The sequence below is a fragment of the Clostridium sp. KLE 1755 genome, from assembly GCF_000466465.2.
GTDB lineage: Bacteria > Bacillota > Clostridia > Lachnospirales > Lachnospiraceae > Eisenbergiella > Eisenbergiella porci.
On record NZ_KE992781.1, the window covers coordinates 46,561 to 69,877 of the forward strand.

A 23,317-nucleotide genomic window follows, 5' to 3' on the forward strand; every position below is an offset into this window, starting at 1 on the left:
CCCTGCCAGTCGATCAGGCAGCCGTTTCCCGCAATGCCGATACTGCCGCTTCCCAGCCCTCCCACGGGAAAGGATATGGCCCGCTGCCGGTCCTTTTTATAGGTAAAAGTATTGTAAGTGTCAGTTTTAATCGTGCTCACCTCTTTTCCTGTTTAATTCACTTCCAGCGCGTTGGCATCCGGCAACGGCGGAACGGGTTTGTGCGGCTCCAGCTGATACCAGTAGCCTACGGAAGCAATATCGTCCTGCAGGGGAAGATATCTGCCCTCGCTCCTCCAGCCAAGGGCCTGGATTTCCACATGCAGATCCGTATCGAACCGGATAGGATCCGTCAGATGAAAACGGTACATGCCAAAACGCTGCTGGGAGCAATACAGGCCGTCGGGCCTGATAATCTGATGCAGCCCGGAATAAGGTGTGGAGAAACGGCAGTATTCTCCCCTGGGATATTCGAAGTTCCAGGCGCCGCCGATATAGTCCTCTGTCCCGGTTCCGCATATGGTAGGAAAATCAGTGTCCCCGTCAAGGAAAAACTTGATTTCACCCTCGCCCCACCAGCGGTTGCTGTTTACGCCCCAGGCAAGATAGGTTCCCACATACTGCCCTTTGCCCACGGCCCGATCGACAATCACATGGTTTTTCATATATTCCAGCGGATTGTCTCTCCTGAACTGGGCGTGAAGATAGGGGGTATCCTCTTCTACGGCTGTTTCCACATAGGTGATCTGATAGTAGATCACACTTTTTTTACCCGTCAGGTTTTCCAGTGTGATTTTTGCACCTGTCCGGAAAGGCATCTGCCAGTAGCAGTTCATCCCGCCACTGGGATTAACGCAGACAGGAAGCGACTGCAGAAGCCCTGTTTCGCACCAGCCCATGCAGAAGAAATCTCCCAGGGGCACCTCTATGGAGGGCGTCTCCTCCGCATCCCAGTAAAAACGAAGCACTAAAGAACGCCAGTCCTCATGGGGACAGGTCAGCCAGATGTGCTGGATTATACCGCTGCCCTGGATGTCAGCCAGAAGCAGGGTTTCCTTACCGGGAATTTCAACGGAAGGGGATATCTTCCAGCCCTGTCCCAGCTCTCTTGCGCACTCCTTTCCCGTTCCTTCCACAGCCATGCCGCCCTTTCCCTTTTCCCCATGGAAATTTTCCGGGCTGATGGATCTTGTTTTTGCGTCTGCCAGGCAGGTCAGGCCTGCCAGCAGGGAATGTTTTTCGTTCATAAGAAATCCGTCTCCTTTTGCTTTGCTATATCTTTGTGGAAATGGCTTCTGAGCACAAAGGCGCAGAGAGCCGTTACGGCAAGCAGAACCAGTCCATAGAGGAAATAGGTTTTAAGCAGCCCGATTTTTCCTCCCAGCCAGCCGCCCGCGATGTTGCTGAAGGTACAGGCCAGGCCGGTCTGCACCATATAAAACAGGGATTGCCCAGTGCCATGCAGCTCCTTTGACAGGTTCTGGTTCATAAACATGACACAGCTGTAATACATGATCATATAGGTGACGCCCTGCAGGGACTGGCCTATGAAAATACCGGCTATGCTCCCTGTCAGCGGCAGCCAGATTCTGACGGTCATGGCTGCGCCTGCAATGAGGAGCAGGTATTCAATCCGGATCTTGCGTGAAATATAGCCGATGCACAATAGCACGGGAATTTCGCTCAGCGCCGAGACGCACATCAGCCGGCCGATTGTAGCGTTATCATACCCCATATCCGTCACCACCAGCCCCAGGAAGGATCCGTAGCAGCCCAATACGATCTGGAAAATACATGCATAAAACAGGACAAACAATATCTTCTTGTTTTTAAAAACAGATAATATCCCCGTCCGTTTTTCACATTTGTATTTCCGCACCTCTTTGTTCATAAACAGGGTAACCAGCAGCATGATGCACCAGACCGCGGCCGTAATCCCGAAGGAGGCGGTGGGATTTGTTTTCAGGTACATCCCTGCAAAAACCACTGTCGCCGCATAGGCAAGAGTCCCGCCCAGCCGGATGGAAGAAAACTGCAGGCCATTTTCCAGGGCCATATCCACCACGATGGAATCCCCGATGGGCCCGACTGCACAGTTGAAAAAACTGTAGACGGACACGCATACGGCAAAAAGAAGGAAGGTGTCCGCCCGGTAATAGCACAGGACACCGGCGGCGGAGCCTGCAAGGGCCAGGCGGAGCACTGCCATGTGGCGGCCCCGCCTGTCGGAAAAAATCCCCCAAAGCGGCTGCAGGATAAGCGCAAGAAGCGGCCCAATGGCCGACAGCAGGCCTATCTGAGATACGTTCATTCCCTTTGATCTGTAGTATACACCGATATATGCGCCGAAGGTAGCCCCGGGCACATAAAATAAAGCATTAAAGGCAAACAGTGTCCAGAATATCCGGAGAGTCTTTTTACTGCCTTTCATAAACGCTCCTATCTGCCTGCCGAAGCGGGCGGCTCATCAATACCGGTTCGGCATATCCGGCAGATCAATCCGGATTCCCAGATAACGGCAGGCTTCCTGGATGATATGGGAATACCTTCCATGGATGCCGACCACATGATGGATATAGGGCCCGAAAATAAATTTTTTCTCCCATTTTACCCAGTTGTCCGTTTCGATCCACAGATAATTGCCGTTGGTAACCGGCCCGTCCACGCCTTTGGCTTCTCCTGCGAACATATAGTACTCTCCATGGTTCCCGTCAAAGCGCAGTACGGTGACCGGCCCGCCCTCCAGCTCATAGAAGCCCTTTCCCTCTTTCACAATCCGTCCGTTTGCATCCGCTTTCTTCAGCTTCTTGGCAAAGGAACCGCAGTGCCATAAAAGCTCCGCATTGTCATTTTCGGGATGCCTTATGGTGAGATCCGCCACAAAGGAGGGCGTTTTGTATCTTGCGGCGGCTACCGCCATTACGGAGGTGATTGCCGCGTGGACGTCGTTTTCACAGGCGGCAGGCAGGCCGCGGTCGTTCAAATCCCCCAGGATAAAGCAGGGGGATACACCGTATTTTTTGCGGAACAGGTTCCAGCATTCACAGGAAAGGGCATTGCAGTCGTTTGCTTCGGCAAAGTCCATCAGTGCCAGCTCAATGGCGGCCAGAGGATATCTTTTTTCTCCCAGCGCGCTGATATCAAGCCCTGCGTCCACCAGATCCTGCAAAAGCGCTTCCATGCGTTCCCTGTCCTCTGCCAGTATCCGGTCCACCCTGTCCAGAATCACCGTCGGCTCCCCGGATACGATTTCGATATCGTATTTTTCCAGAAGCTCCGCTTCATTGACCATGACGCTTAAAAATTCCTTGGGGCGGCTGCTGATCCTGGCGATGCGCAGGGCGCGGAAGGCCTTTACCACATTGGCTGCGGCCAGGAAATCTGCCAGCTCTTTTTTCAGGATATCACTGTCAATTGCGCAGTTTTCTATGTAGGAAAAGGTTACGCCGTAATGCATGAGCAGCTTGGTGGTGGCGAACATGCCGCACTGGCTGTCGGTGGGCCGCCATTCCAGGCCGTTGGGGCAGCCGTCCCTGGGCCCCCAGATCAGAACCGGCAGATTCATATCCTTCGCCAGCCTGCCCACAGCCTCCTCCTGGCCGAAATTACAGTGGGGGAAGATCAGGGCGTCCACGCCAGCAGCCGTCAGCTTTTTGTAAGCCGCTTTCACATCGTGATATGTCATCAGCAGGCCTTCTTCATTAATGTCCTCGATAGTAACGATTTCAAAATCCAGTTCTTCCGCCAGCTCCCGGAAGCGTTTAACGACGGCTTCCTTCTGGCGGGTGGTAGTTTCATTGGCAAAGGCCTCTCTTCGGGTAGGAACCAGGCCTATTTTCAGCTGTTTGTCCAGATTTTTCATAGCTGCTCCCATCTGCCCGTACCAACGGGCATGTGAAATATGTCTGTAAGTAACCGGTAACTGTCCGTTTCATATACCGTTACCCTGCACTATACAATGGTTTTGTCAAACAATGTTTTATAAGTCGGCAGGCTGTAAGCGAAGTCCCGGCTGTACTCATCCAGATACTTCATATCCTCTGCGGAAAGCTCCCATCCGCATGCGCCTGCGTTGTCATTTACCTGCTTCCTGTTCCTGGCGCCCACAATCGGCGCCGTCATGCCTTTACACTGCATTACCCAGCGGATGGCGGTCTGCGCCGGTGTTTTGCCATATCTGGCGGCGACCTCCTTCACCCGTTCGGTTACGGCCAGCGCGCGTTCAAAGTTTTCCGGTGCAAACAGCGGCGTATTCTGTCTGGAATCCCCTTCCCTGAAGGTATGGCCCGGCTGCATGGAGCCGGTAAGAATCCCCTGTCCCAGAGGCGAATAAGGGATTACGGCGATTTTGTTCTCAATGGCAAAGGGCAGGATATCCCTGTCAATAAAGCGCCAGAGAAGACTGTAGCAGGGCTGTATCACATCAATCTCCCCGAAACGCAGCGCCTCCTTCATCTGTTCCAGGCTGAAATTGGATACGCCGATGGCTCCGATTTTTCCTTCGGCCTTCAGACGCATAAGCTCTGTCATGGTTTCTTCGATCGGCACGGTTTCCGAAGGATAATGGATGAAGAAGACATCTATATAATACGTCTGCAGCCGCCGCATGGCCTCTTCCAGCCCCGGCTGCACCCTTTCCCGCGCCATATCTGTTTTCCAGAGCTTTGTAATGATAACACATTTATCCCGCACACCGCGGAGCGCTTCCCCGAGCAGCTCCTCCGCATGCCCCTTTCCGTAAATATAAGCTGTATCAAAGGTATTGATTCCGTGCTCCAGCGCGCATTGTATCGCCTCTGCGGATTCCCTGTCCTCGGCCCCTCCCCAGTAATCCTTTCCCATGACCCAGGTACCCTGGATGATTTCGGATACCTGAAGCTTTGTTTTACCCAATGACACCATTCCCATAAAATAACCCTCCATTCTGCCTTAGGACGGCGTGCCGTATACGGACACGTCCTCCGTTTATAAATTGTTTCTGTAATAAGCCAGTCTGCGCTGTGCCTCCGTCCGGTCGATTTCGCCTGTTTCCAGGAACCTTTGCACCGTATCCCGGTTTGGAATCCCGGTCCTTCCTCCGAAGCAGGTGCATTTTATGGCGGAAACCGCGCTGGCAAACCTGGCGCATTCCGGCGCGTCCATCCCTTCCAGCAGCCCCACGATATAGGCTCCATGAAAAACATCCCCGGCGCCCGTGGTATCCCTGACCGGCACATGGAAGCTTTCCGTCCGGAAAAAACCATCCTGCGCCGTCATCCCTACGCTTCCCCTGCTTCCCAGCGTAACTATCGCCGTAGACGGGCCGGCCTCCAGCAGCTTCCTGCAGCCCTCCTCATAGAGCAGATCCCCGAACATATCCCGGTAGAAAAATTCCGAGGCGATAAAAACATCCAGACAGGGAAGCAGCTTTACAATCCCCTCCTGATAATTGTCCGCATCCATTACCGTTACAATGCCGTGCTCCCTGGCAAAAAGAGCTGCCGCCGCGCTGGCAGGTCTGCCGTTTTCCAAATGAAGGTATTTTGCTTTGCCCAGATATTCATAATCGATTTCCTCCGGCAGCAGTTCTCCTGCGGTGCCCTCCTTGCCGATAAAAATCCTGGTTTTGTGCTCCTCCTCGGAAAGAGACAGGCAGAAGGGACTGGAGGTCCCCGGGGCATCCACGATGATGGCGGAGGTGTCCACACCATTGTAGCGGAAATCATTGATGATAAACTGTCCTCTGTGGTTTTCGCCCACCTTGGCCATCATGCCTGCGCTTCTCCCCAATCTGGCGGCAGCGGCCATTGCGGTCGCCACCTTGCCTCCCCCCTGGTAAAAAGCTTCGTTGGCGCCCGCCGCACCGTCCAGCCCGGGCATTTTGCTCACGTTGATCACCATATCATAGTAAGGGGTCCCGATTCCCACAACATCCATAGTTTCCCTCCCTATAATGAGAAATGGTAAGGATTAATCCGGGCAATCCGTCCTCTGACAAAATCGATTACCTCTTCCCCTGCTTCTTTGTAATGATCCAGGACAAATCCGTCCTCTCCCATATGCGCTGCAATGCAGTTTTTACACTTTTCAAAAAATTCGGTTCCGATATTTACCTTATTGATTCCATATTTTACGGATTCGATCATCTGCTCTGCCGGAATGCCTGAGCCGCCGTGAAGGACCAGAGGGGTATCGATGGTTTTATTGATTTCATCCAGCCTTCGGATATCCAGGTGCGGCTCGCAGACATAATGTCCATGGCTGTTGCCTATGGCGACGGCGAGGGAATCCACGCCCGTCCCTGCAACAAAATCCCTTGCCATTTCAGGCTTTGTATAAAACTCCTCGTTGCAGAAATCCTCTTTTCTGCTGCCCTGTCCCACGGTTCCCAGCTCTGCCTCCACATCCACTCCCAGCAGATGGGCGCATTTTACCACGCTTGCCGTAACCGACAGGTTCTCTTCAAAGGGACGCGCGGAGCCGTCATACATAATGGAAGGAAAGCCTGCCGCAATGCCGCCCACCGCTATCTCATAGGATTTGCCGTGATCCAGATGGACGCCTACCGGCACCTTTGCCTGCCTGGCAAGATCCACCGCTATGGCCGCCATAGTGCTGAATGGAATGAACCAGCTCATATCCGGGTAAAACATCAGCAGTACGGGCATATTTTCCCTTTCCGCGGCCTCCACCACCCAGTGCGCGGACTGGTAATCGAATACATCGATGGCCGCCGCCGCAAACCGGTTTTCATCCGCCATTTTCAAAATACTTTTTACATCCATAAGTCCCATAGAAACCCTCCGTTTCTCCGCATAGTGCGGTTACATCTATGACCGGCCGGCTTTATGCCTGCCGGTTTCCCAAGCGCTGGTTTCTGATTCCAGGCTTTGTTCCCTGTATTTCCGCGGGCAACGAGCCAAACGGATGCACTCGTGCGTCCACTTGGCGACTGCCGCGAGGGTCAAATGCCCCGTTGCTTGCGGCGGGGTGTTTGACTTGTGTTTTTTGGCCTACCAGCAGGATTTCCTTACCGGAAGCGGGTCACAGGTCTGCGCCATCCGGTCGCACATGGTTTCCAGAAGCCGGATCCTGATATTTAAAAGCTTCGGGTCTTCGTAGTGGTTTACCCGCTCCAAAGGCTGTTCCTCCAGATCATACAATTCTCCGCAGCAGCCCTCTTCACCTTCCTGTTTATGTACCTTCACCAGCTTGTAGCGGCCGTCCGAAACCATGGTGGCAAAGGCAAGCGGGTTCCTGTGGTTAATATTGCTGTTATAGTATTCGCTGTACACGCTGCTTCGGTGTGAATGCAGCTCTGCCTCCCCTGTCAGCAGCTTCCAGAAGGATTTCCCCTGAAAGCCTTCATAGGGAGCGATGCCTGCAGCTTCACAGAGGGTTGGCGCCAGATCCGTAAGCTCCACCAGCGCCCGGCTCCTGCGGCCCTCCGGTATTTTTCCGGGCCAGCTGATGATCAGGGGTACATGGACATTATTTTCATAAAAATACGGCCCCTTCAGATACATGCCGTGATCCCCCAGATTTTCCCCATGATCGGAATGGAAAAGAATCAGTGTATCCTTCCGTTGTCCGGTTTCCTCCAGATAATCCAGCAGGCGGCCAACCTGGTGATCGATCAAATCGACCATAGCCCAGTAGGCGGCCCGGATCAGGCGATGGTCCTTTTCACTCATTTTTTCATAAGCATAATAGTCCTTCGTATCATAGGCTCCTTCATGATCCTTCTGCTGGAAAACCGGCTTGTTATTAAGCTCCCCCTCTTCGTAATTGGGCAGTGGAATTTCATCCAGTCTGTTCAGGTATCTCTCCAGATACTCTGCCGGAGGATCAAAGGGATGATGGGGATCGAAGCAGTTCAGGGAGAACATCCATTCCTTCCCGAAAATCCGTGCGCTTTCCATAAAGTGTATGGCTTCGTTGACGCACCAGGCAGTCTGGTGCCATTCTTCCTCCACGCCGGTTTGTACATAGGGGCAGTCCTCTCGTTCCGGCGTCAGATAATCCCTGCCGTTTTGCATCAGGAACTGGTTATAGGCATTGGCGGGCCAGTTCGTACCGTGGTGCGGCTGCGGATGATGGGACCATTGGAAAAAATGATAGCCATCGTCAATGCGGGGTTCCATCAGCCTTCCTGTATTATCGTGGCAGGCCGACAGGTGAAGCTTGCCTGCCAGGCCGCAGTAATAGCCGTTATCGGCAAGAATTCTGGGAAGCAGCCGTTCCTTTGCATCAATATCCTGCCCGTTCTGCCTGGGGCCGCAGGTTCTGGGATAACGGCCGGTAAGGAAGCTTCCCCTGCTGGGCGAGCATACGGGGCTTTGTGCATAAGCGTTTTCAAACAGCACCCCTTCGGAGGCAAGTCTGTCCAGATTCGGGGTATGAACCCATTCGTTTCCCGTGCAGCCCAGTGTATCGAACCGCTGCTGATCCGTACAAATCCACAAAATATTCATAAAGTGCTCCGATCTGTCTGCTTTAACAGACATTGAAATCAGGAAGGCCGATGGCAGGATTCACGCCCCGACACAGCTGTTTTCCTGAAATATACATCCAAAAATTATGTACCTATACCTATCTTGATTATATAAATTACACATTAAAATTCAATATAATAAATTAATAATATACATTTTATATGCAATGCATTCATTTAATACATTTTTTATGTATCTATCTATTGATTTTTTGACAGTGATTGTCTATACTTTGTTTATAATCACATAACATATGCGGCCCGAAAGACGGCTTCCATCGCAGGGCTGACGTTTCACCCATTATTGAAGGAGTATCCTATGTACGAAGAAGTCAAAAATAAAAAAGACATCGTTATGGATCTATCGGATACGGAAACCACCGCCAGGATATGCCGGGCCCTTTCTTCTGAAACCCGTCTGGAAATTCTCAAATGCCTGGTGGCGAAAGCCATGACCATCAGTGAACTGGCGGAGGCCTTCTATCTGCCCATGTCTTCCATGTGCCTGCACATCAAGACACTGAAAGAGGCCAATCTGATTACGGTGGTGCCCAAGCCTGGAATGCGGGGCTCACAGAAGCTGTGCGGCATTAAGACGGCCAATGTTTCCCTGGATGTATTTGCCCATGTGAACAAAATCACACGGAAGCCGCCGGTCTTTGTCAATATGCCAATCGGGCACTACTGCAACTGCGAAATTTCTCCGCCATGCGGCATTGCCTCCGCTGTTTCCTATCTTTATTATGAAGACAGTCCCTATGGCTTTTATTCCCCGGATCGCACAGATGCTTCCCTGCTGTGGTTTACCAGGGGCTTTCTGGAATACCAGTTTTCCAACTACTCCCTGCTTCAGGACAAGGTCTCCCAGATTGAGTTTTCCTTTGAGGTATGCTCTGAGGCACCCGGCTATAACAATAACTGGCCGTCCGATATCACTTTTGAGCTGAACCATAAGAAAATCGTCACCTTTCTTACCAAAGGGGATTATGGCGGAAGGAAGGGAATCTATAATCCCAGCTGGTGGAGTGAATCCAACACACAGTTCGGTGAATATAAGAAAATTTATGTCACTCACAGCGGCTGCTACATGGACAATCAGAAAATATCGGATGAAACCATTGAAAGCCTGGGGCTGCTGAATGATTATTTCTTCTCCTTCATCCTGAAAGTGGACAGTGACAGCCAGCATGTAGGGGGCATGAATCTGTTCGGGAAGCATTTCGGCGACTATGCCCAGGACATTGTAATGAAGGTAGAATACGAAAACGGCTGATTTGCCCGGAAAGGAACGTTATGTTTAATCAGGAAAGCACTCTGGTAACAATATTGAATAAAGCGGCGGATATGGTCATCTTAAGCGTGCTGTGGTGTGTATGCAGCCTGCCCGTGCTCACGATCGGGGCCGCCTCTGCTGCCCTGTACCATACCTCAATCCGTGTCCTGCGGCAGAACCGGGGATATGCCTTTGCCACCTTCCGGGATTCCTTTAAGGAAAACCTGAGGCAGACGCTTCCTTTTACCGCCCTTCTGCTGCTCCTCTACGCCCTGTTCGGCGTCACCGGCTATGTGTGCTGGCAGAGGCCGGACAGCATGATTGCAGGTATGTATGTTTTTTTCTCCCTCTTTTCCATTCTTGTGTGCCTGACGGTTCAGATACACGGGTTTGCGCTGATGGGAAGATTCCGCCTCAGAAGACAGGAGCTGTTTACCCTGCTGGTCAGACTTACTTTCGGCCATCTTGTAAAAAATTTCCTGCTGCTCTGCCTGTTTCTGTTTGCAGTTGAACTTTCCATCTATTATCCGCCGTTGCTGTTTATCGTGCCTGCCGGTTTCTTCTTCCTCTCCTCCTACCTGCAGGAGCCTGTTTTCAAAAAACATATCAATTACCAGGAAGAGGATCCGTTAGAAGAGCTTTCAGAGTGAACAAAAGGACCGGCAAAACCTGCCGGCCCTTTTTAGATACGCTCCAGTCTGTTATCTTGTAACTTCTACGGACAGGACATCTCCGTCTATTTTCATTTCATCAATTCTGGCAGACCGGGCATCCTCCGGCAGATTTATGTCTCCAATATCACGCCCGTGATACACGATATAGCATGTTCCGTTATCAAAGATCACGCTGTTATGCCCCATCCCTTCCACAAAATCATTTTTGGAAAGAAGCGGCGCGTAGGTGGTATCGTCAGGAAACTTTTTCCAGTCCAGCGTTCGTAAATCCGCATCCGGATCCCCGTGCGCCACGCTGTAGCCGATAAAATATGTAGGATTCTGGTGGCATGCGCCGGAGTACATAAGGTAATGCGTATTCCCTTTACTGAAATAAAAAGCGCCCTCTATGGTATGCCAGTGCTCTCCCTTTTTGAAACGGTCGCGCTGATAAATCTCTTCATCCAGGGTGGGACGGATGACGCACACCGGTTTTCCTTCCATGGTAAACGGATCTGTCATTTTATCGCACATTACTACCGTTCCTACACGCTGGGCCTCGTATTCGTTTACACAGTAAAATAAATACATTCCCGAAGGGGTAACTACCATATGGGGATCGATGGAGAACGGAGGGAGAAGGTTCTTCACAAACCGGAACGGTCCCCCGGGGCAGTCAGCAACCGCGACTCTCATGGTCTGGCCATGCACATCATCGCTGTCTTCATCCATGCTTGAATAATACATATAATATTTACCGTCAATTTCGATCACGCAGGGCGCCCAGCAATTCTTCTGCCCCGGCGCTTCCAGGCAGCAGCCCTTGTATTCCCAGCCGTCAAGCAGGCTGTCGCTGCAAAATAGCTGGGGGCCGGGATTCCCTGTGGCGTAGATATAATATCTGCCGTCACCGGCTTTGATCATATAGGGGTCCGGCTGGCCGAGAGGAGCCCTGTCATCTGGTTTACGTTTATAAAGCTTCATTGTCTGTCTTCCTTCCTGTATTATATAATATTTGGTTATATTTTAACCGCTATTTTACAGAGCTGTCAATCTGTCCTTCAATAATATATTTCTGCAGGAACAGATACAGCAGGATGACCGGCAGAAGGCCCAGCGCACAGGTAGCACAGGCCTTCGGCAGATTGCCGACGCCGTTCGTTCTGTTGAAGGCTGATTTGATAACCAGGATAATTGTAAATTTGGATTTATCCTGCAGCAAATACATGGGCATCAGATAGTTATTCCAACAGCCGGTGGCGGACATGATAATTCTTGTAACCGTAACCGCCTTCAGCTGGGGCATGATGATCTGCGTGAAGGTCCTGAGCACTCCGGCTCCGTCAATGGCTGCAGCCTCATCCAGCGCCGTGGGAATGGAAACAACAAAGTTAACATACATAAACATGGTGCCGGGGATGCCTCCCGCCGCAGACAGAAGAGCCAGTCCGTAAAGCGTGTTGGTCATATGGAATTTTACCATCAGTCCGTAGGTGCCGACCAGCAGGGCAACGCTGGGTATCATCATGATGCCCATGTTGATATTACGGATGGATTCCGCGAGCCTGCCGCTGCTTCTTGCAAGCCCGTAGGCGGCAAGCGCGGACAGGACGATTTCCAGAGTGACGGTTTCCACCACCAGAATGATGGAATTCTTAAAGCCCAGCCATAGATCACCGCTTTTGAATACCTCAACATAGTTTCCAAAATTCCAGGCGGCCGGCAGGGACAGCTTGGTGCCCAGATCCTGCAGCGTCCTGAAGGACAGGTTCAGCATGATATAAATAGGGAGCAGATAAATCAGAATCAACAGGATGGCTACAATATAGCACCACCATACGGAGTGGGTATTTGGTCCTTTGGATTTTTTCAGCTTTCCTTCCATCAATACTCAACCTCCTTCTTGCGCAGATATGCATTTACCGGCAGGGCGATTATCATAATGATAAAGAATGTCATAATGCCCACGGCAGATGCATAGCCTGCTTTTTCATCGTTAAAATAAAGCTGGGATATGTAGAATGACAGGGACATGGACTTCCTGTTCGGTCCGCCGTTGGACATGGCCACGATGGCGTCAAACAGCTTGAAACCGCCGATTAAGTTGGTTACAACCGCTGTGGTAATGGACGGAATCAGCAAAGGCAGCGTCACATAAATGAATTCCTTCATTTTGCCGGCGCCGTCCAGCCTGGCGGCTTCCTTATACATGGAAGGGATATTCTGCAGTCCTGCCAGGTAGATAATCATACAAAGACCCATGTACTGCCAGGAGTTGGCAAGCATAATCATCAGCGTTGAGGAGAGGCCGGTTTTCATCCAATATATGGGGGAGATTCCGATGATTCCCAAAAGCTCATTGAAAACACCGCCCTCCGCCTGTACAAAGTAGTAAAGGATCTGGCCCATGATGAACGCGGAAATCATGATAGGCATATACAGAATTACCCTGACCCCGTTCCTGCCCTTGAATTTGTTATTCAGGAACAGCGCCGCAGCAAGGCCGCACACATTTTGGAAAAAAGTGGAACCAAAGCCGTATATCATTGTATTCAGCGTCGCGCGCCAGAACAGATTATCCGTAAAAAGATTTACAAAATTTTTCAGACCATACCAGCGCATGTTCTGGGAATATCCATTCCATTTAAAAAAAGAGATTCTGACCGCATTAACAAGCGGTGCCGCTATAAACAGTATCATCAGAGCCAATGCCGGAATAGTCAGGGAAAGATATATCCATTTTCTTTTCTTCAAAGTATGACCCCCTTATATTAAAACTGGTGAGATGGCATTGCCACCCCACCATCGTTTTAGTTTAATCAGTTATATCAGCCCTCTTTAGCTGCTTCATATAAATCCTGGTAGTTCTCAAGCAGATATTCAATCACTTCATCCTGTCCTTTTTCACTGTGGTTATCGAAAAGCATGTTGCTTGCATTTCCGAATATCGGCCACATTCCGGAAGGCATATACTGTCTGTCCCAAAGGTTTTCATAGAAGATATCGCAGTCAGCGCATTTTTCCTTCATGTCCTGGAATACCTTCAGGCCGTAGCCGTCGTCGATAGCCATGGTGGATTTCAGGCAGCTGATTTTACCGGTTGCCGCATTCATTTCTTTTGCCACTTCAGGGCGAGCCATGTACTCTAAGAAAACTTTTGCCGCATCAGCATTCTTGGTGTCTTTCCAGATACCGAAGGTATCGCCTTCACCGATGCCTACATGCTCTTTTCCACCTTCTTTGGATGCAAAGGAAGGAAGGAAAATAAAGTTGGCGTCAGGATTCAGGGTAAGGCAGGTAAGCATTACGGAAGGGTCGTTGCCGAGGCAGAAGGCGCCCTTGCCGGCTGCAAAACGCTCGGTCAGGTCGGTATCAACCAGTGTAAGGATATCATCAAAGTAATAGCCTGATTCAATCCAGCCGGACATGTATTTAATCAGGGATTCTTTGTAATGCTGCCAGTCATAGGAGCCATCCAGCATTGCTGCGGAATCCTGGAACATTTCGCCGTCGTAGCTTACAAAGGTTCCTGCAAAGTTCGCCAGCAGTCCGGGATTGGATAATACGCAGATGGGAGTGGTTCCGGAGGCTTTTATCTTTTCACATGCCGCTGTGAAATCATCCCATGTATGGATTGTGTACGGGTCAACGCCTGCAGCATCACATACGTCGGTGTTAACCAGGGTTCCGTTAATCAGTTCAGAAATCATCAGAACATAGATTGCGCCGTCGTCGTCCTGGATAACGCCCAGTGCGGAATCATCATAGTCGGAAACCCAGGGCTGATCCTTCAGATCCATCAGATACTCTTTATAACGGAGGATTGACCATCCGTGTGTCTGGAATACGTCGGGAAGCTCATTAGCCGCCATACGTGTCTTTAAGGTATTTTCGTAATCTGTGCCGTATTCCGCGATATTCACAGTACATCCATATTCTTCTTCGAACTTTTTAACCAGTCCCTGGAAAGTGGTTGCCTGATCACCTGTATAGGTAACCGCTACCTCCAATGTACTTCCGCTGATGTCTGTCCCTTCTGCAGACGCGCTTGCAGCGGGGGCAGCCTCATCGTTCCCTGCTTCGGAAGCAGCCTCTTTAGCAGGTTCCTTGGCGGGTTCCGAAGCAGCCGGAGCAGTTGTCGTATTTCCTCCGCATGCCGTAAGCGACAGAACCATAGCTGCTGATAATAATACAGCGCCCAGTCTCTTCATAACCATTTCCTCCTATTTCGAAATTTGATTTACAGTTCCGGCAGGTGACAAATACGGTAATTAACAGCTTTTATTTTATTAATGCAGTATTACTGTATCAATACTGTTCCTTTCCCGCGTTGTCAATCCCTGAATGTAATTTTTAAATTGACTATCATTTCTGCTTATTGTTTGTGTAAAATAATCATTTTGACTATGCGATAGGCCTATCTTAATAGTCTGATCTGTTTATTTATGTATTTATTATATATTTACGTTGCTATATTTTCAATAGCATTTATTTATTTTATACAAATCATATGTGTAACACATATTTGCTACAATTTTTATGTAGTTATTGCGGTGGTATTAAAAGAATTTCATGAAGATAGGTTGCTTCAGAATTTATGCGGGATAACAGATGACATATAAAAAACAGCGGCGGCGAACCGGAATGCTGCCGTTCCGATCCGCCGCCGCTGTCTGCTGATGCCATAAAGTGCCGCACATCAGTATCAGCATATAAGATTTATCATATACATATATAACTTCCCAGGTAAAAATTTTCAGCTTCTGAAAAATTTTTTCTTTGTCCGGATTTCCTGTTTCCATCTGCAGCAGTCATTCAGGTGAAGCATGACATGCCGTGTGGGCGGCATCAGCAATAAGCCGGCCACATCCTTTTTCCCCCAGAAATCAAGGAGCCAGGCGGATTCCTCCTGCTGCGTGACGCCGCCTTCCTGCCGTATCCTGGCAATATCCTCACAGGAAACCTTCCGTTTCAAAGCTTCGCTGTCCAGTTCCCGAACTATCTTTCTTGTACGCTCTCCCACTGCGTTCCGGTAGCTGATAAGCTCCGCAGTATTTATATTTTTGCTGAGAAGCATGATTTCATCGTCCGTCAGCGCATTTCCCGTATCGGTGATGGAGACATTCAGCCGTTTCTGCCATTCCTCATTGAACAGCTGGTTACCCTTTGCGGCAAGGATTCCCATAGTGAGATCCTCTATTCTGGCAATATGCCAGAGTACCCAGGCAATAGTTTCATCCCTGCCCGAAGGCATTACCGCATATTCGCTGTCCGTAAGATCACTCAGAAGGGCATCCACTTCATTGGGCTGTGTCCCGGAAATCCGGGATAAATGCAGGGACGCATGTATTTCCAGGAACAGCTGCGCCGCCTGCTCCAGCATGGACGGCTTGCGTATGATTCTGCTGAGTTCCTTATGTTTTTCACTGAGACCTTCCCCAAAGTATTTCATTCAGCTACTCCTTCTCTTTCGGCGTTTCGTAAGCTGTTGTCATCTGTGCTGGGCGATGGATTATCTGGCAATACCGTATAGCCGTGCCGGGCAAGAAGCGCCATGACCCTTTCAAAGCTTTCCTCCTTTGTCAGCACATAGTCTGTGTTGTAGGTTGACACCACGAAGATTCCGATTTTATTTTCTGCAAGTATCCCGGATATCCCTGCAAGGATGCCTATCAGGGAGAAATCCAGCACACCCTCTATCCGAAATGCCCGCCATCCGTCTTCCCGGGCCAGGGTGTGCCCGGGAACAGAGCTTGTCGGGCAGACCAGGGAAATCTCTTCATCCGTTTTGCAGAGAAAACAGTAGGTATCCGCGAAAACAGCTGCTGCCGGATCCCCGATCCGGCAGACAGAAAATTTTTCATCAATTATTTTGAGTATCATATTTTTATGCCCCTTTCCGAAAAATACGCAGTTCTGCTTTTTTCAGTGTATCAGAAAAGAGCGGCGTTTACCAATCCTATTTTGCTCATTTCAGGACATTTATCAACGAAGCATATTGACCGGGGCCCAGCTTCCCGTGTCCTTTGATTCCTCCGTCGCCAGGCCGATACTGTTCAGCCGCGCCACTGTTGCGGCATTTCCCTGGCTTGCGTCGCAGCTTTCCACAGCGTCCAGGAAGGCGGAAACGCTTTCCCTTACTCCCGGATAATCAGCATATGGCTCCAGGGGGCAGTCATAGGAAAAACGAAGTCCCGGATGCCTTACGGACTGGAAGCCATATGCGCCGGTAAAATAATTGATGCAGATATTGCCCTCATCACCGGTCACATCCACCACAATTGAAGTTTCATCCTTGCGGTTAACCTCTGCCTGGAAGATGCCCCAGACACCATCATAATCATAAATTGCCGTGCTTACAGACTGCATGCGGCCCGGATTGCCGCTGCCGTCCAGAAGGAGGACGCGGGAGGGATACGCGCCGATAATCCGGTTCAGCACATCCACGTACCAGCAGGACATTCTGTCTATCAGGCAGACATCGGAATTAACCGCGCTGCCCCAGCCTGCATGGAGGGTTATCGTGATTTTCTGCAGGTTTCCAATCTCCCCGTCCCTTATCATATCCGCCGCCCTGGCAAAGCCCGGATGAAAACCAAGCTCCAGATTGGCGAAGGTTACCTGCGGCGCTGATAGGAGGTTGTGCACGATGATCGGGATCCGGCTTCGCCGGATGGAAACCGGTGGTTCATAAAACACGGCTTTCCCGGAAGCAATTGCCGCCGACAGGGCTTCTTCATGTACTTCATCCGGGACGGCTATCATAACTGCATCCGTATCTGATTTTTCCAGAAGCTCCCCGTAGCTTCCAAACAGCCGGATCTCCTCTCCCAGCGTCCGCCGGATTTCCTGCCTTGTTTTTTCCGTGGCAGCCGCAGCGGCTGTGATTATGGCTCTCCCATCGTATTCCAGGGCCGGCAGATGGGCGCGTCTGACCCAGGAACCGAAGCCGATAAGGCCAATTTTAATTTTTCTTTTATCCATATCCGACATTTCATACCTCCATGCGTAATTGACTTTGTCAGTTCCTTGCAATTCAGCAGTCCCCTGCATAGTAGCAGACAATTTTCAAATAATCCGCAGGCTCTGCAACGTCAATCCACATTTTCAGGCTGCGCCGGTTGTCCTTATAGTTTTTCAAAAGCCGTTCCTGCAGGCTTTCCTGTTTGTTCATATCCTCTCGTCTTCCGTCCTGGGAGACCAGGACCACCGGCCCGCTGCATTCATTCACTGTCTTCAGGAAATTAATCATATTTAAAATATTCAGCTTTAACATCATATAATTCCCTCCTTATACCGTCAGCTATCGGTGACCTGCACTGCTGCTGGGGCTTCCAAAGTCTTTGTATGATGTCATTATAGTGCATGCTTTTTTCCAATGATATCTTATTCCTGCCGATTAATATCACTATTCCGCCATCTGCGCCGGAACTCAACAGGACTGCAGCCCATCCTCTCACGGAATACTTTTCCGAAATAGCTGCTGCTTCCCAGACAGCAGGCCTGGCTGATCCGGGTGATCGGTTCCTCCGTTTCTATCAGCATATGGCAGGCCTGCTGCAGGCGGTAGCTGATAATATATTCCACAGGTGTCAGGTGCACGCATTCCCGGAACACGCGGTACGCTTCTCTTTCACTGATAAAGGCGGAAGCTGCCAGTTCGGCCACTGTCAGCCGTTCCCCGTAATGCTCATGCACATAAGTGAGCATGGCTTTTATTTTATCACCGGCTTTATCCTGTACCTCCTCCTTTTCCAGCATTGGCCGGGCAGTATTCAGCAGACGGCACCATATATCCGACAGCGATTCCCGCAGGCGTATTTCATAGCCGAAATCCTCCTCTGAAAAACGGAAGGATTCCTGAAGCTTCTCAAGCAGCGGCGCATGCTCCGGATTGTCAGGGTACAGGCCGATGATGTCTATCCGGGAAGCCATTATCAGCGGCATGACATACTTCCGGTCAATGGCGCTGCCGCGGCTGCCGCTGATAAAAATCGGATCGAAAATATGGAGCATAGCTGTAACGGTCCGGCAGCTTTCATTTGCCCTTGTCATATGAAGGACGTTGGCATTGACCAGCCCTCCCATGCCTGCTGTAAAAACCCTCTTCCCATGGGGCGTGTCATATTCCAGTTCTCCATCCTTCATGTAGAAAAGCTCCACTTCCTTATGCCAGTGCCAGGGGGACTGGCGGCCTATATATTTATGCAGCTCCACAAAGGAGGCAATATAGGGAAATTCCGGTGAGAAATCCGGCAGTAACTCCTCCTGGCTTCCCTGTTTAAGCTCTATTCCGCGAATTATTTTCATTTTATTTATACCTTCCCAACAGGCGGCAGCCCTTTTGTGCCGCACTACTTCTGTATCTTTCGGCCAGTATATCATATCCTCTCCGCGGATATGGGCCCCGGCAGAATTCAGCGCCTGGATTCCTGCGGCAGGCGCAGAAACCAGAATGCGCAGATATAATGTCATCTTCGACGACATTATATCATACCTTCCTGTTTTTTGGCGACCCTGTGAGAGGATTGCCAGAAAACAAGGAGGGCCTGTACCCCGGTAACCTTCCCTTCCAGTTATTCCGAAATGGAAGGGGGTTCGCCGGGACACAGGCCTGATAAAAATCTCCCTGTTTTATGACTTTTGCGCGAGGTGTTGCTTTTTCCTATACAAGAAATCTCCTGTATCGTGTTCCATTTTATCATAAAAACATATATGAGTAAATACTCATTAAGCATTATTGCTTTACAGGTTACCGTTGTGGACGGGCTAATTCTTAAAATTTTTGGAACTAATGTATACAAGTTGACTTTATCATCTTTTGTTTACTATAATGAACTTATGAAAAAACAAACAATAACCCCGGAATCCATAATTGAAGCAACAATTTTATATGTAGCCAACAATGGCCTTGAAAATGTGACAACAAAAAAGGTGGCCCTGGATATGGGAATATCCGAAGGAACCATCTTTAATAATTTTGCCAGCAAAAAGGCCCTTTTAGAGGCCTGCCTGTTTTACATAGACAGGCAGGTTGATGCTGTCTTAAAGGGCATTTCCTTTAAAGAGATTCATATTACGAAAATTATCCGCAAAATGTGGTTTGCCTATTTTTATTATTTTGTGGAACACTGGCCTTATGCCAAGTTCTACTGCCAGTTCCGCCAATCCTCCTACTATGATGAAGAAGTCATGGACGGCCAGGGGAAATCCTTTTCCTTCTTCTCAAAATTTCTCAAGCAGAATGCTCACCGTTTTGGCTTCTGCCCGGATTTTTACTGGGTTTTCATCATTGAAACCACGCTGAACTTTGCAGTTCGGGTTGCCAACGGCACGCTTTCGGGCACACCGGAGGATGTGGAACGTATTTACGGACTGATTTCACACGGCTTTCTGGGCAGCCTGAAGCTTATCAATCCAGGCGAGGTTAAATGACAGATGATGTCCTCCGGCATTGGTGGACCCTCTGACAGGCAGGCACCGGCTTTATTGCTCAGGTGCTGTCTGCCCGGGGGTTTTTTCGTCTGAGGCTGTATCCAGCTGAAGCTCTTCCAGCAGCCGGGCAATCCGTTCCTGGGCGGTAATAATCGAACGGTTCACATTTTCCGCATGCCTGCGGTACAGTTCCTGCGCGGATTCCATGTCATCTTCCTCCGGATATCCCGGCTCTGGTTCCTCTGTTATGACGGCCGGTTCCTCTTTTGGCAACTGCGTATCCAAAGATTTGGTATCCAAAGTGTCTAAAGCATCAGCCTCCGGGAATGTCCGGGCAGTCGTTTCTTCAATGTGAGACGGTGCGGGAACCGGTTCTTCCATAGATGCAGATTCTTCCATTCCCATAAAGCCGGCGCTTAATTCAGGCATTGGCTCCGGCGCTGAAGCCTCCGGTGAAAAAGGGATTCCGGCCTTTCTTTCCTGTTTTGCCGCACGGGCAGCGGGCACCAGCTTTTCCAGCACTCCATTCAACCCACTTTTCCTTGCTTCGCCATTTCCCTTTACAATCCTGTGATCCGCCTCAAGCCTGCGGCAGCGCTCCATAAGCTCATGATTGCTTTTTTTCAGCCTTTCAGCCTGACGCTGGACATCCTGAAGCCGGCGGAGCTTTGTCTCTCCGTCCCGGACTGAATCCCTGAGTCTTCTGCATTCCGCTTCCAGCTTTTCTTTTTCTGAGAAAAGGCTTTCTTTTTCCTGCATCCATCCGGATGCCTCATCCTGAAGACGTTCGTTTTCTGCCAGGCTGCGGGCAAGCTCTTCCTGCAGCCTGCTTTCCTGGTCTTTCAAGCTGGCCAGCTCATCTTTCAGGACTTTTTGCTGCTCCTGTTCCTGCCGCACCTGTTCCCGCAGATGTGTTACGGCCTGCTCCTGTCCCCGCCGCGCTTTTTCAAGCTCCAGGAATTTCTCCGTCCGCTGCCGCCACTCCTCTTCCTGTGACTTCAGATCTTCCTGCATCCGGGTCAGGCTTTCCGCCCAGGTGCTCTGCTTTTTCTGCAGATTGCTACGTTCTTCCATCAGCTGCAGGCGGATCTGCTCCTGCTCTTCTTTTGTTTTTTTTCTTTCCGCTTCCAGCCGGCCCAGCTGTTCTTTGCAGGAAAGAAGGGCATTTTTCAGCTCCTCATTTGCTTTCTTTTCCTGTTCAAGCTCTGTTTTTATGCCTGCATTTTCTTTACTGGCGAGAATCTTTACCGTTTCCTTCTCATTTTCAAGGGAACGGACGTAGTCCATCACATCTTCCTTCTGATATCCGCCGAACACTGTGGTCCGGAAAATGTCCTTATTCGCCATTTCCCATTCCTCCCTCTCTGCAGGCACTTCCGCCTGCCCCTGACAAAAACGCCTTTCATTCCTCCCCGAATACGGTACCCGCATTTCCGTCATAGCTGTAAATAATATTGATGCCATCCTGGTAACGTTTGTTCATGGCAAGCTCAATTCCAGGTTCCTCAGTCTGGGGATCCAGAATCCCGATCCCGATAGTATAACCCTTCCTGAAAAGATCATTAAAAGGAATATCATTCACAGTAGTCACCGTTTTACCCGGAGTCAGCTGCGTCAGATCCACATCCACGCCTTCCCAGTAACGTCTGTTTCCTTCCGCATCATAAATATACATCATAACCGGCCATTCAAAGTAGATAGGTGCCGCACCGTCATTTTTCCATACAAGCTCCACCTTAAAGGACTGTCTGAAGTAATCCATTTTAATATCCATATGTGAAATACGGTAACGGTAGCCGAGATGTTTTAATATCTCTGCAGCTCCGTTAGATGCAAGCATTTCTCCTTCCGGAGCACGCGGTCCGATAAAAGTCATATGTGACCGATCAATTAAAGAAAGAGTCTGCTCCAGATCCTCTCCCAGCATCTGTTCCAGGGGAAGCTCTCCGGTAAACTCTCCGCCCACAGGCGCATTGTTCCAGACAGCTTTCACAGGAGCGTAGGGAATCTGCCTGCCAGGTGTTTCATAAGCACCGCCGTTTTCCTGCCAATCCAGCCATTCCAGAGTATCCCCGGGCAGGCCGGTCATATCATTATACAGTCCCATACCCCCGTCTACGGCCATCACATAGTTCCTGCGCATGAGAAGCCTGGCATGTATAAAGCTGTCTGCATACTGGCCGGCATACTTCCAGCATACCTCTGCGCCCGGCATGGGCGGTACGCCATCCTCATACTTTGTGTGCCATTCGCCCCAGTGCCCGAGGCTTCCCAACTGCACATAGGAAACAAAGGTATCCTGACTGCAGTAGCTGCCCAGCGCAGCCAGGGCTTTCCCGTGCGCCTCCAGAAATTCAGGATTATCGTAAACCGGTGCGTATCCCTTTCCATAATCCGTATCATAGAATATGCCGTCGGCTGTTTTTTCATAGAGCCACTGGGGAATGTCCATATGCTTTTCACTTCCGGGCATATCACAGACAAAACGCAGAACCGCATGCTTCCCTTCGTCCTTCCAGCGTTTTATATGGTTCCTTTCTTCCAGCCCTTTTATATCAAAATGCCCTTCCCTGGGTTCCCATTCCGCCCAGGTTACATCAATATAAACGAGCTGTCCCGACTGGGCTTCTTCGGGATGTCTGGCCCAGTTAACATATCCCATCAGCGGATTTTCATACACCCCGTCTCCGGCTGTAAAATCTACCGAGGCAGACAGATTATAAATGCGGGGGATCATGTAAAAAGCCAGAAGCACGAAAGCCGCCGCCAGCAGGATAACCACCCCTGTAATTATTTTTACTCTTGTACCATTAGCCATGATATTCTCCGTTATACTGTATTAACGTCACATCCTTCACCTGCTCGATTGCCCGGATATTCTCCAGGAAAACCGTGCTGTCAGTTCTACAATAAACCTCAAGCATCATTTCTGTCAAGCTGCCCCGCAGCGTCTTGGACTTCATCTGGTATTTGATTTTTTTCATGGCGCGCAGTACTTCATCTCCGGTAAGCTCTCCTTCATAATGTACCACCATGATGTAAATCATTCCTCTTTTCTGCCTGTGGTAAAGCAGATGGATTAAAATTACCATCAGGACACAGGCCGACAGAGCCAGTACATACATGTTCGCTCCCACGGTAATACCAACCGATATCGCCCAGAACAGGTATAAAAGATCCATGGGATCTTTTATGGCGGTACGGTAACGGACAATGGAAAGTGCGCCCACCATACCGAGGGATATTACGATATTTGTGCTGATGGCCAGCGTCAGCATACAGGTCAGCACCGTCATCCCCACCAGGGTTGTTGCAAAGGAACGGGAAAATACCACGCCTCCGAAATAAATCTGATATATCTTATAAATGAACAAACCCAGTATAAGTGCCGCACTCATTGCTATCACAATCTGCAGCACCACATCCTCCGTCATCGTCTGGCTGTTCATAAAGGATTCCCAGACCGATTTTTTAAAATAATCTTTGATATTCATATCTGCTCCT

Annotated in this window: 23 protein-coding genes; 3 read left to right on the plus strand and 20 right to left on the minus strand. The window is 50.0% G+C overall.

The window, feature by feature from the left end:
* The 8 genes from HMPREF1548_RS31000 to HMPREF1548_RS27575 all read right to left on the minus strand — a co-directional run.
* Positions 1–140, minus strand: a 140-nt coding sequence (locus tag HMPREF1548_RS31000; RefSeq protein WP_021640152.1) for a hypothetical protein, incomplete at its 3' end; no start/stop codon positions are given.
* 12 nt (positions 141–152) lie between these two features.
* Positions 153–1,226, minus strand: a complete 1,074-nt coding sequence (locus HMPREF1548_RS27545) for a glycoside hydrolase family 172 protein (protein WP_021640153.1) — start codon at positions 1,224–1,226, stop codon at positions 153–155.
* A complete protein-coding gene (locus HMPREF1548_RS27550; RefSeq protein WP_021640154.1) occupies positions 1,223–2,410 on the minus strand; it encodes an MFS transporter in 1,188 nt (395 codons plus the stop codon). The genes HMPREF1548_RS27545 and HMPREF1548_RS27550 overlap by 4 nt, the downstream gene beginning before the upstream one ends.
* A gap of 36 nt (positions 2,411–2,446) precedes the next feature.
* Positions 2,447–3,841 carry an L-fucose/L-arabinose isomerase family protein gene (locus HMPREF1548_RS27555; RefSeq protein ID WP_035324319.1) on the minus strand — a complete coding sequence of 465 codons (1,395 nt, stop codon included), beginning with the start codon at positions 3,839–3,841 and terminating at the stop codon, positions 2,447–2,449.
* An 89-nt stretch (positions 3,842–3,930) separates the two neighbouring features.
* Complete coding sequence (locus HMPREF1548_RS27560) at positions 3,931–4,887, minus strand: aldo/keto reductase (RefSeq protein WP_035324320.1); 957 nt, start codon at positions 4,885–4,887, stop codon at positions 3,931–3,933.
* A 57-nt stretch (positions 4,888–4,944) separates the two neighbouring features.
* Positions 4,945–5,895, minus strand: coding sequence for a carbohydrate kinase family protein (locus HMPREF1548_RS27565; protein ID WP_021640157.1), 951 nt, complete (start codon positions 5,893–5,895; stop codon positions 4,945–4,947).
* A gap of 11 nt (positions 5,896–5,906) precedes the next feature.
* Entirely contained in the window at positions 5,907–6,752 is an 846-nt protein-coding gene (locus HMPREF1548_RS27570) for a class II fructose-bisphosphate aldolase (protein ID WP_021640158.1), read from the minus strand.
* A gap of 219 nt (positions 6,753–6,971) precedes the next feature.
* Positions 6,972–8,432 carry a sulfatase family protein gene (locus HMPREF1548_RS27575; protein WP_035324321.1) on the minus strand — a complete coding sequence of 487 codons (1,461 nt, stop codon included), beginning with the start codon at positions 8,430–8,432 and terminating at the stop codon, positions 6,972–6,974.
* A 339-nt stretch (positions 8,433–8,771) separates the two neighbouring features.
* Here HMPREF1548_RS27575 and HMPREF1548_RS27580 point away from each other — a divergent pair, with 339 nt between their 5' ends.
* A complete protein-coding gene (locus HMPREF1548_RS27580) occupies positions 8,772–9,725 on the plus strand; it encodes an ArsR/SmtB family transcription factor (RefSeq protein WP_021640160.1) in 954 nt (317 codons plus the stop codon).
* 20 nt (positions 9,726–9,745) lie between these two features.
* Positions 9,746–10,375 carry a DUF624 domain-containing protein gene (locus tag HMPREF1548_RS27585; protein ID WP_021640161.1) on the plus strand — a complete coding sequence of 210 codons (630 nt, stop codon included), beginning with the start codon at positions 9,746–9,748 and terminating at the stop codon, positions 10,373–10,375.
* A 51-nt stretch (positions 10,376–10,426) separates the two neighbouring features.
* On the opposite strand, the gene HMPREF1548_RS27590 is transcribed toward HMPREF1548_RS27585, so the two are convergent.
* The 9 genes from HMPREF1548_RS27590 to HMPREF1548_RS27635 all read right to left on the minus strand — a co-directional run bounded on the left by HMPREF1548_RS27590 (position 10,427) and on the right by HMPREF1548_RS27635 (position 18,688).
* A complete protein-coding gene (locus HMPREF1548_RS27590; RefSeq protein ID WP_021640162.1) occupies positions 10,427–11,362 on the minus strand; it encodes a glycoside hydrolase family 43 protein in 936 nt (311 codons plus the stop codon).
* 49 nt (positions 11,363–11,411) lie between these two features.
* A complete protein-coding gene (locus HMPREF1548_RS27595) occupies positions 11,412–12,263 on the minus strand; it encodes a carbohydrate ABC transporter permease (RefSeq protein WP_021640163.1) in 852 nt (283 codons plus the stop codon).
* Positions 12,263–13,132 (minus strand): carbohydrate ABC transporter permease, encoded by an 870-nt coding sequence (locus tag HMPREF1548_RS27600; protein ID WP_025489851.1) that lies wholly within the window; start codon positions 13,130–13,132, stop codon positions 12,263–12,265. The genes HMPREF1548_RS27595 and HMPREF1548_RS27600 overlap by 1 nt, the downstream gene beginning before the upstream one ends.
* A gap of 74 nt (positions 13,133–13,206) precedes the next feature.
* Positions 13,207–14,589: an ABC transporter substrate-binding protein gene (locus HMPREF1548_RS27605; protein ID WP_035324322.1), complete on the minus strand. Its 1,383-nt coding sequence runs from the start codon at positions 14,587–14,589 to the stop codon at positions 13,207–13,209.
* A gap of 545 nt (positions 14,590–15,134) precedes the next feature.
* A complete protein-coding gene (locus HMPREF1548_RS27615; RefSeq protein WP_021640167.1) occupies positions 15,135–15,830 on the minus strand; it encodes a DinB family protein in 696 nt (231 codons plus the stop codon).
* On the minus strand, positions 15,827–16,261 hold the full coding sequence (locus HMPREF1548_RS27620; RefSeq protein ID WP_021640168.1) for an ACT domain-containing protein: 435 nt from the start codon (positions 16,259–16,261) through the stop codon (positions 15,827–15,829). Before HMPREF1548_RS27620 ends, HMPREF1548_RS27615 begins: the two co-directional genes overlap by 4 nt.
* 102 nt (positions 16,262–16,363) lie before the next feature.
* Positions 16,364–17,362: a Gfo/Idh/MocA family protein gene (locus tag HMPREF1548_RS27625; RefSeq protein ID WP_198168694.1), complete on the minus strand. Its 999-nt coding sequence runs from the start codon at positions 17,360–17,362 to the stop codon at positions 16,364–16,366.
* 52 nt (positions 17,363–17,414) lie between these two features.
* Positions 17,415–17,657, minus strand: coding sequence for a hypothetical protein (locus HMPREF1548_RS27630; RefSeq protein WP_021640170.1), 243 nt, complete (start codon positions 17,655–17,657; stop codon positions 17,415–17,417).
* 107 nt (positions 17,658–17,764) lie between these two features.
* Positions 17,765–18,688, minus strand: coding sequence for an AraC family transcriptional regulator (locus tag HMPREF1548_RS27635; RefSeq protein ID WP_035324342.1), 924 nt, complete (start codon positions 18,686–18,688; stop codon positions 17,765–17,767).
* Between the two features lie 531 nt (positions 18,689–19,219).
* Between HMPREF1548_RS27635 and HMPREF1548_RS27640 the strand changes: the two genes are divergently transcribed.
* Positions 19,220–19,813, plus strand: coding sequence for a TetR/AcrR family transcriptional regulator (locus HMPREF1548_RS27640; RefSeq protein ID WP_117530507.1), 594 nt, complete (start codon positions 19,220–19,222; stop codon positions 19,811–19,813).
* A gap of 51 nt (positions 19,814–19,864) precedes the next feature.
* Here HMPREF1548_RS27640 and HMPREF1548_RS27645 read toward each other — a convergent pair whose 3' ends face one another.
* From HMPREF1548_RS27645 to HMPREF1548_RS27655, 3 genes are read right to left on the minus strand one after another with little or no spacing between them, the layout of a single operon-like run.
* A complete protein-coding gene (locus tag HMPREF1548_RS27645) occupies positions 19,865–21,160 on the minus strand; it encodes a coiled-coil domain-containing protein (protein WP_157065744.1) in 1,296 nt (431 codons plus the stop codon).
* A 55-nt stretch (positions 21,161–21,215) separates the two neighbouring features.
* Positions 21,216–22,631, minus strand: a complete 1,416-nt coding sequence (locus HMPREF1548_RS27650) for a DUF4832 domain-containing protein (RefSeq protein ID WP_021640176.1) — start codon at positions 22,629–22,631, stop codon at positions 21,216–21,218.
* Positions 22,624–23,307 (minus strand): DUF4956 domain-containing protein, encoded by a 684-nt coding sequence (locus HMPREF1548_RS27655; RefSeq protein WP_021640177.1) that lies wholly within the window; start codon positions 23,305–23,307, stop codon positions 22,624–22,626. The genes HMPREF1548_RS27650 and HMPREF1548_RS27655 overlap by 8 nt, the downstream gene beginning before the upstream one ends.
* Positions 23,308–23,317 lie beyond the last annotated feature (10 nt).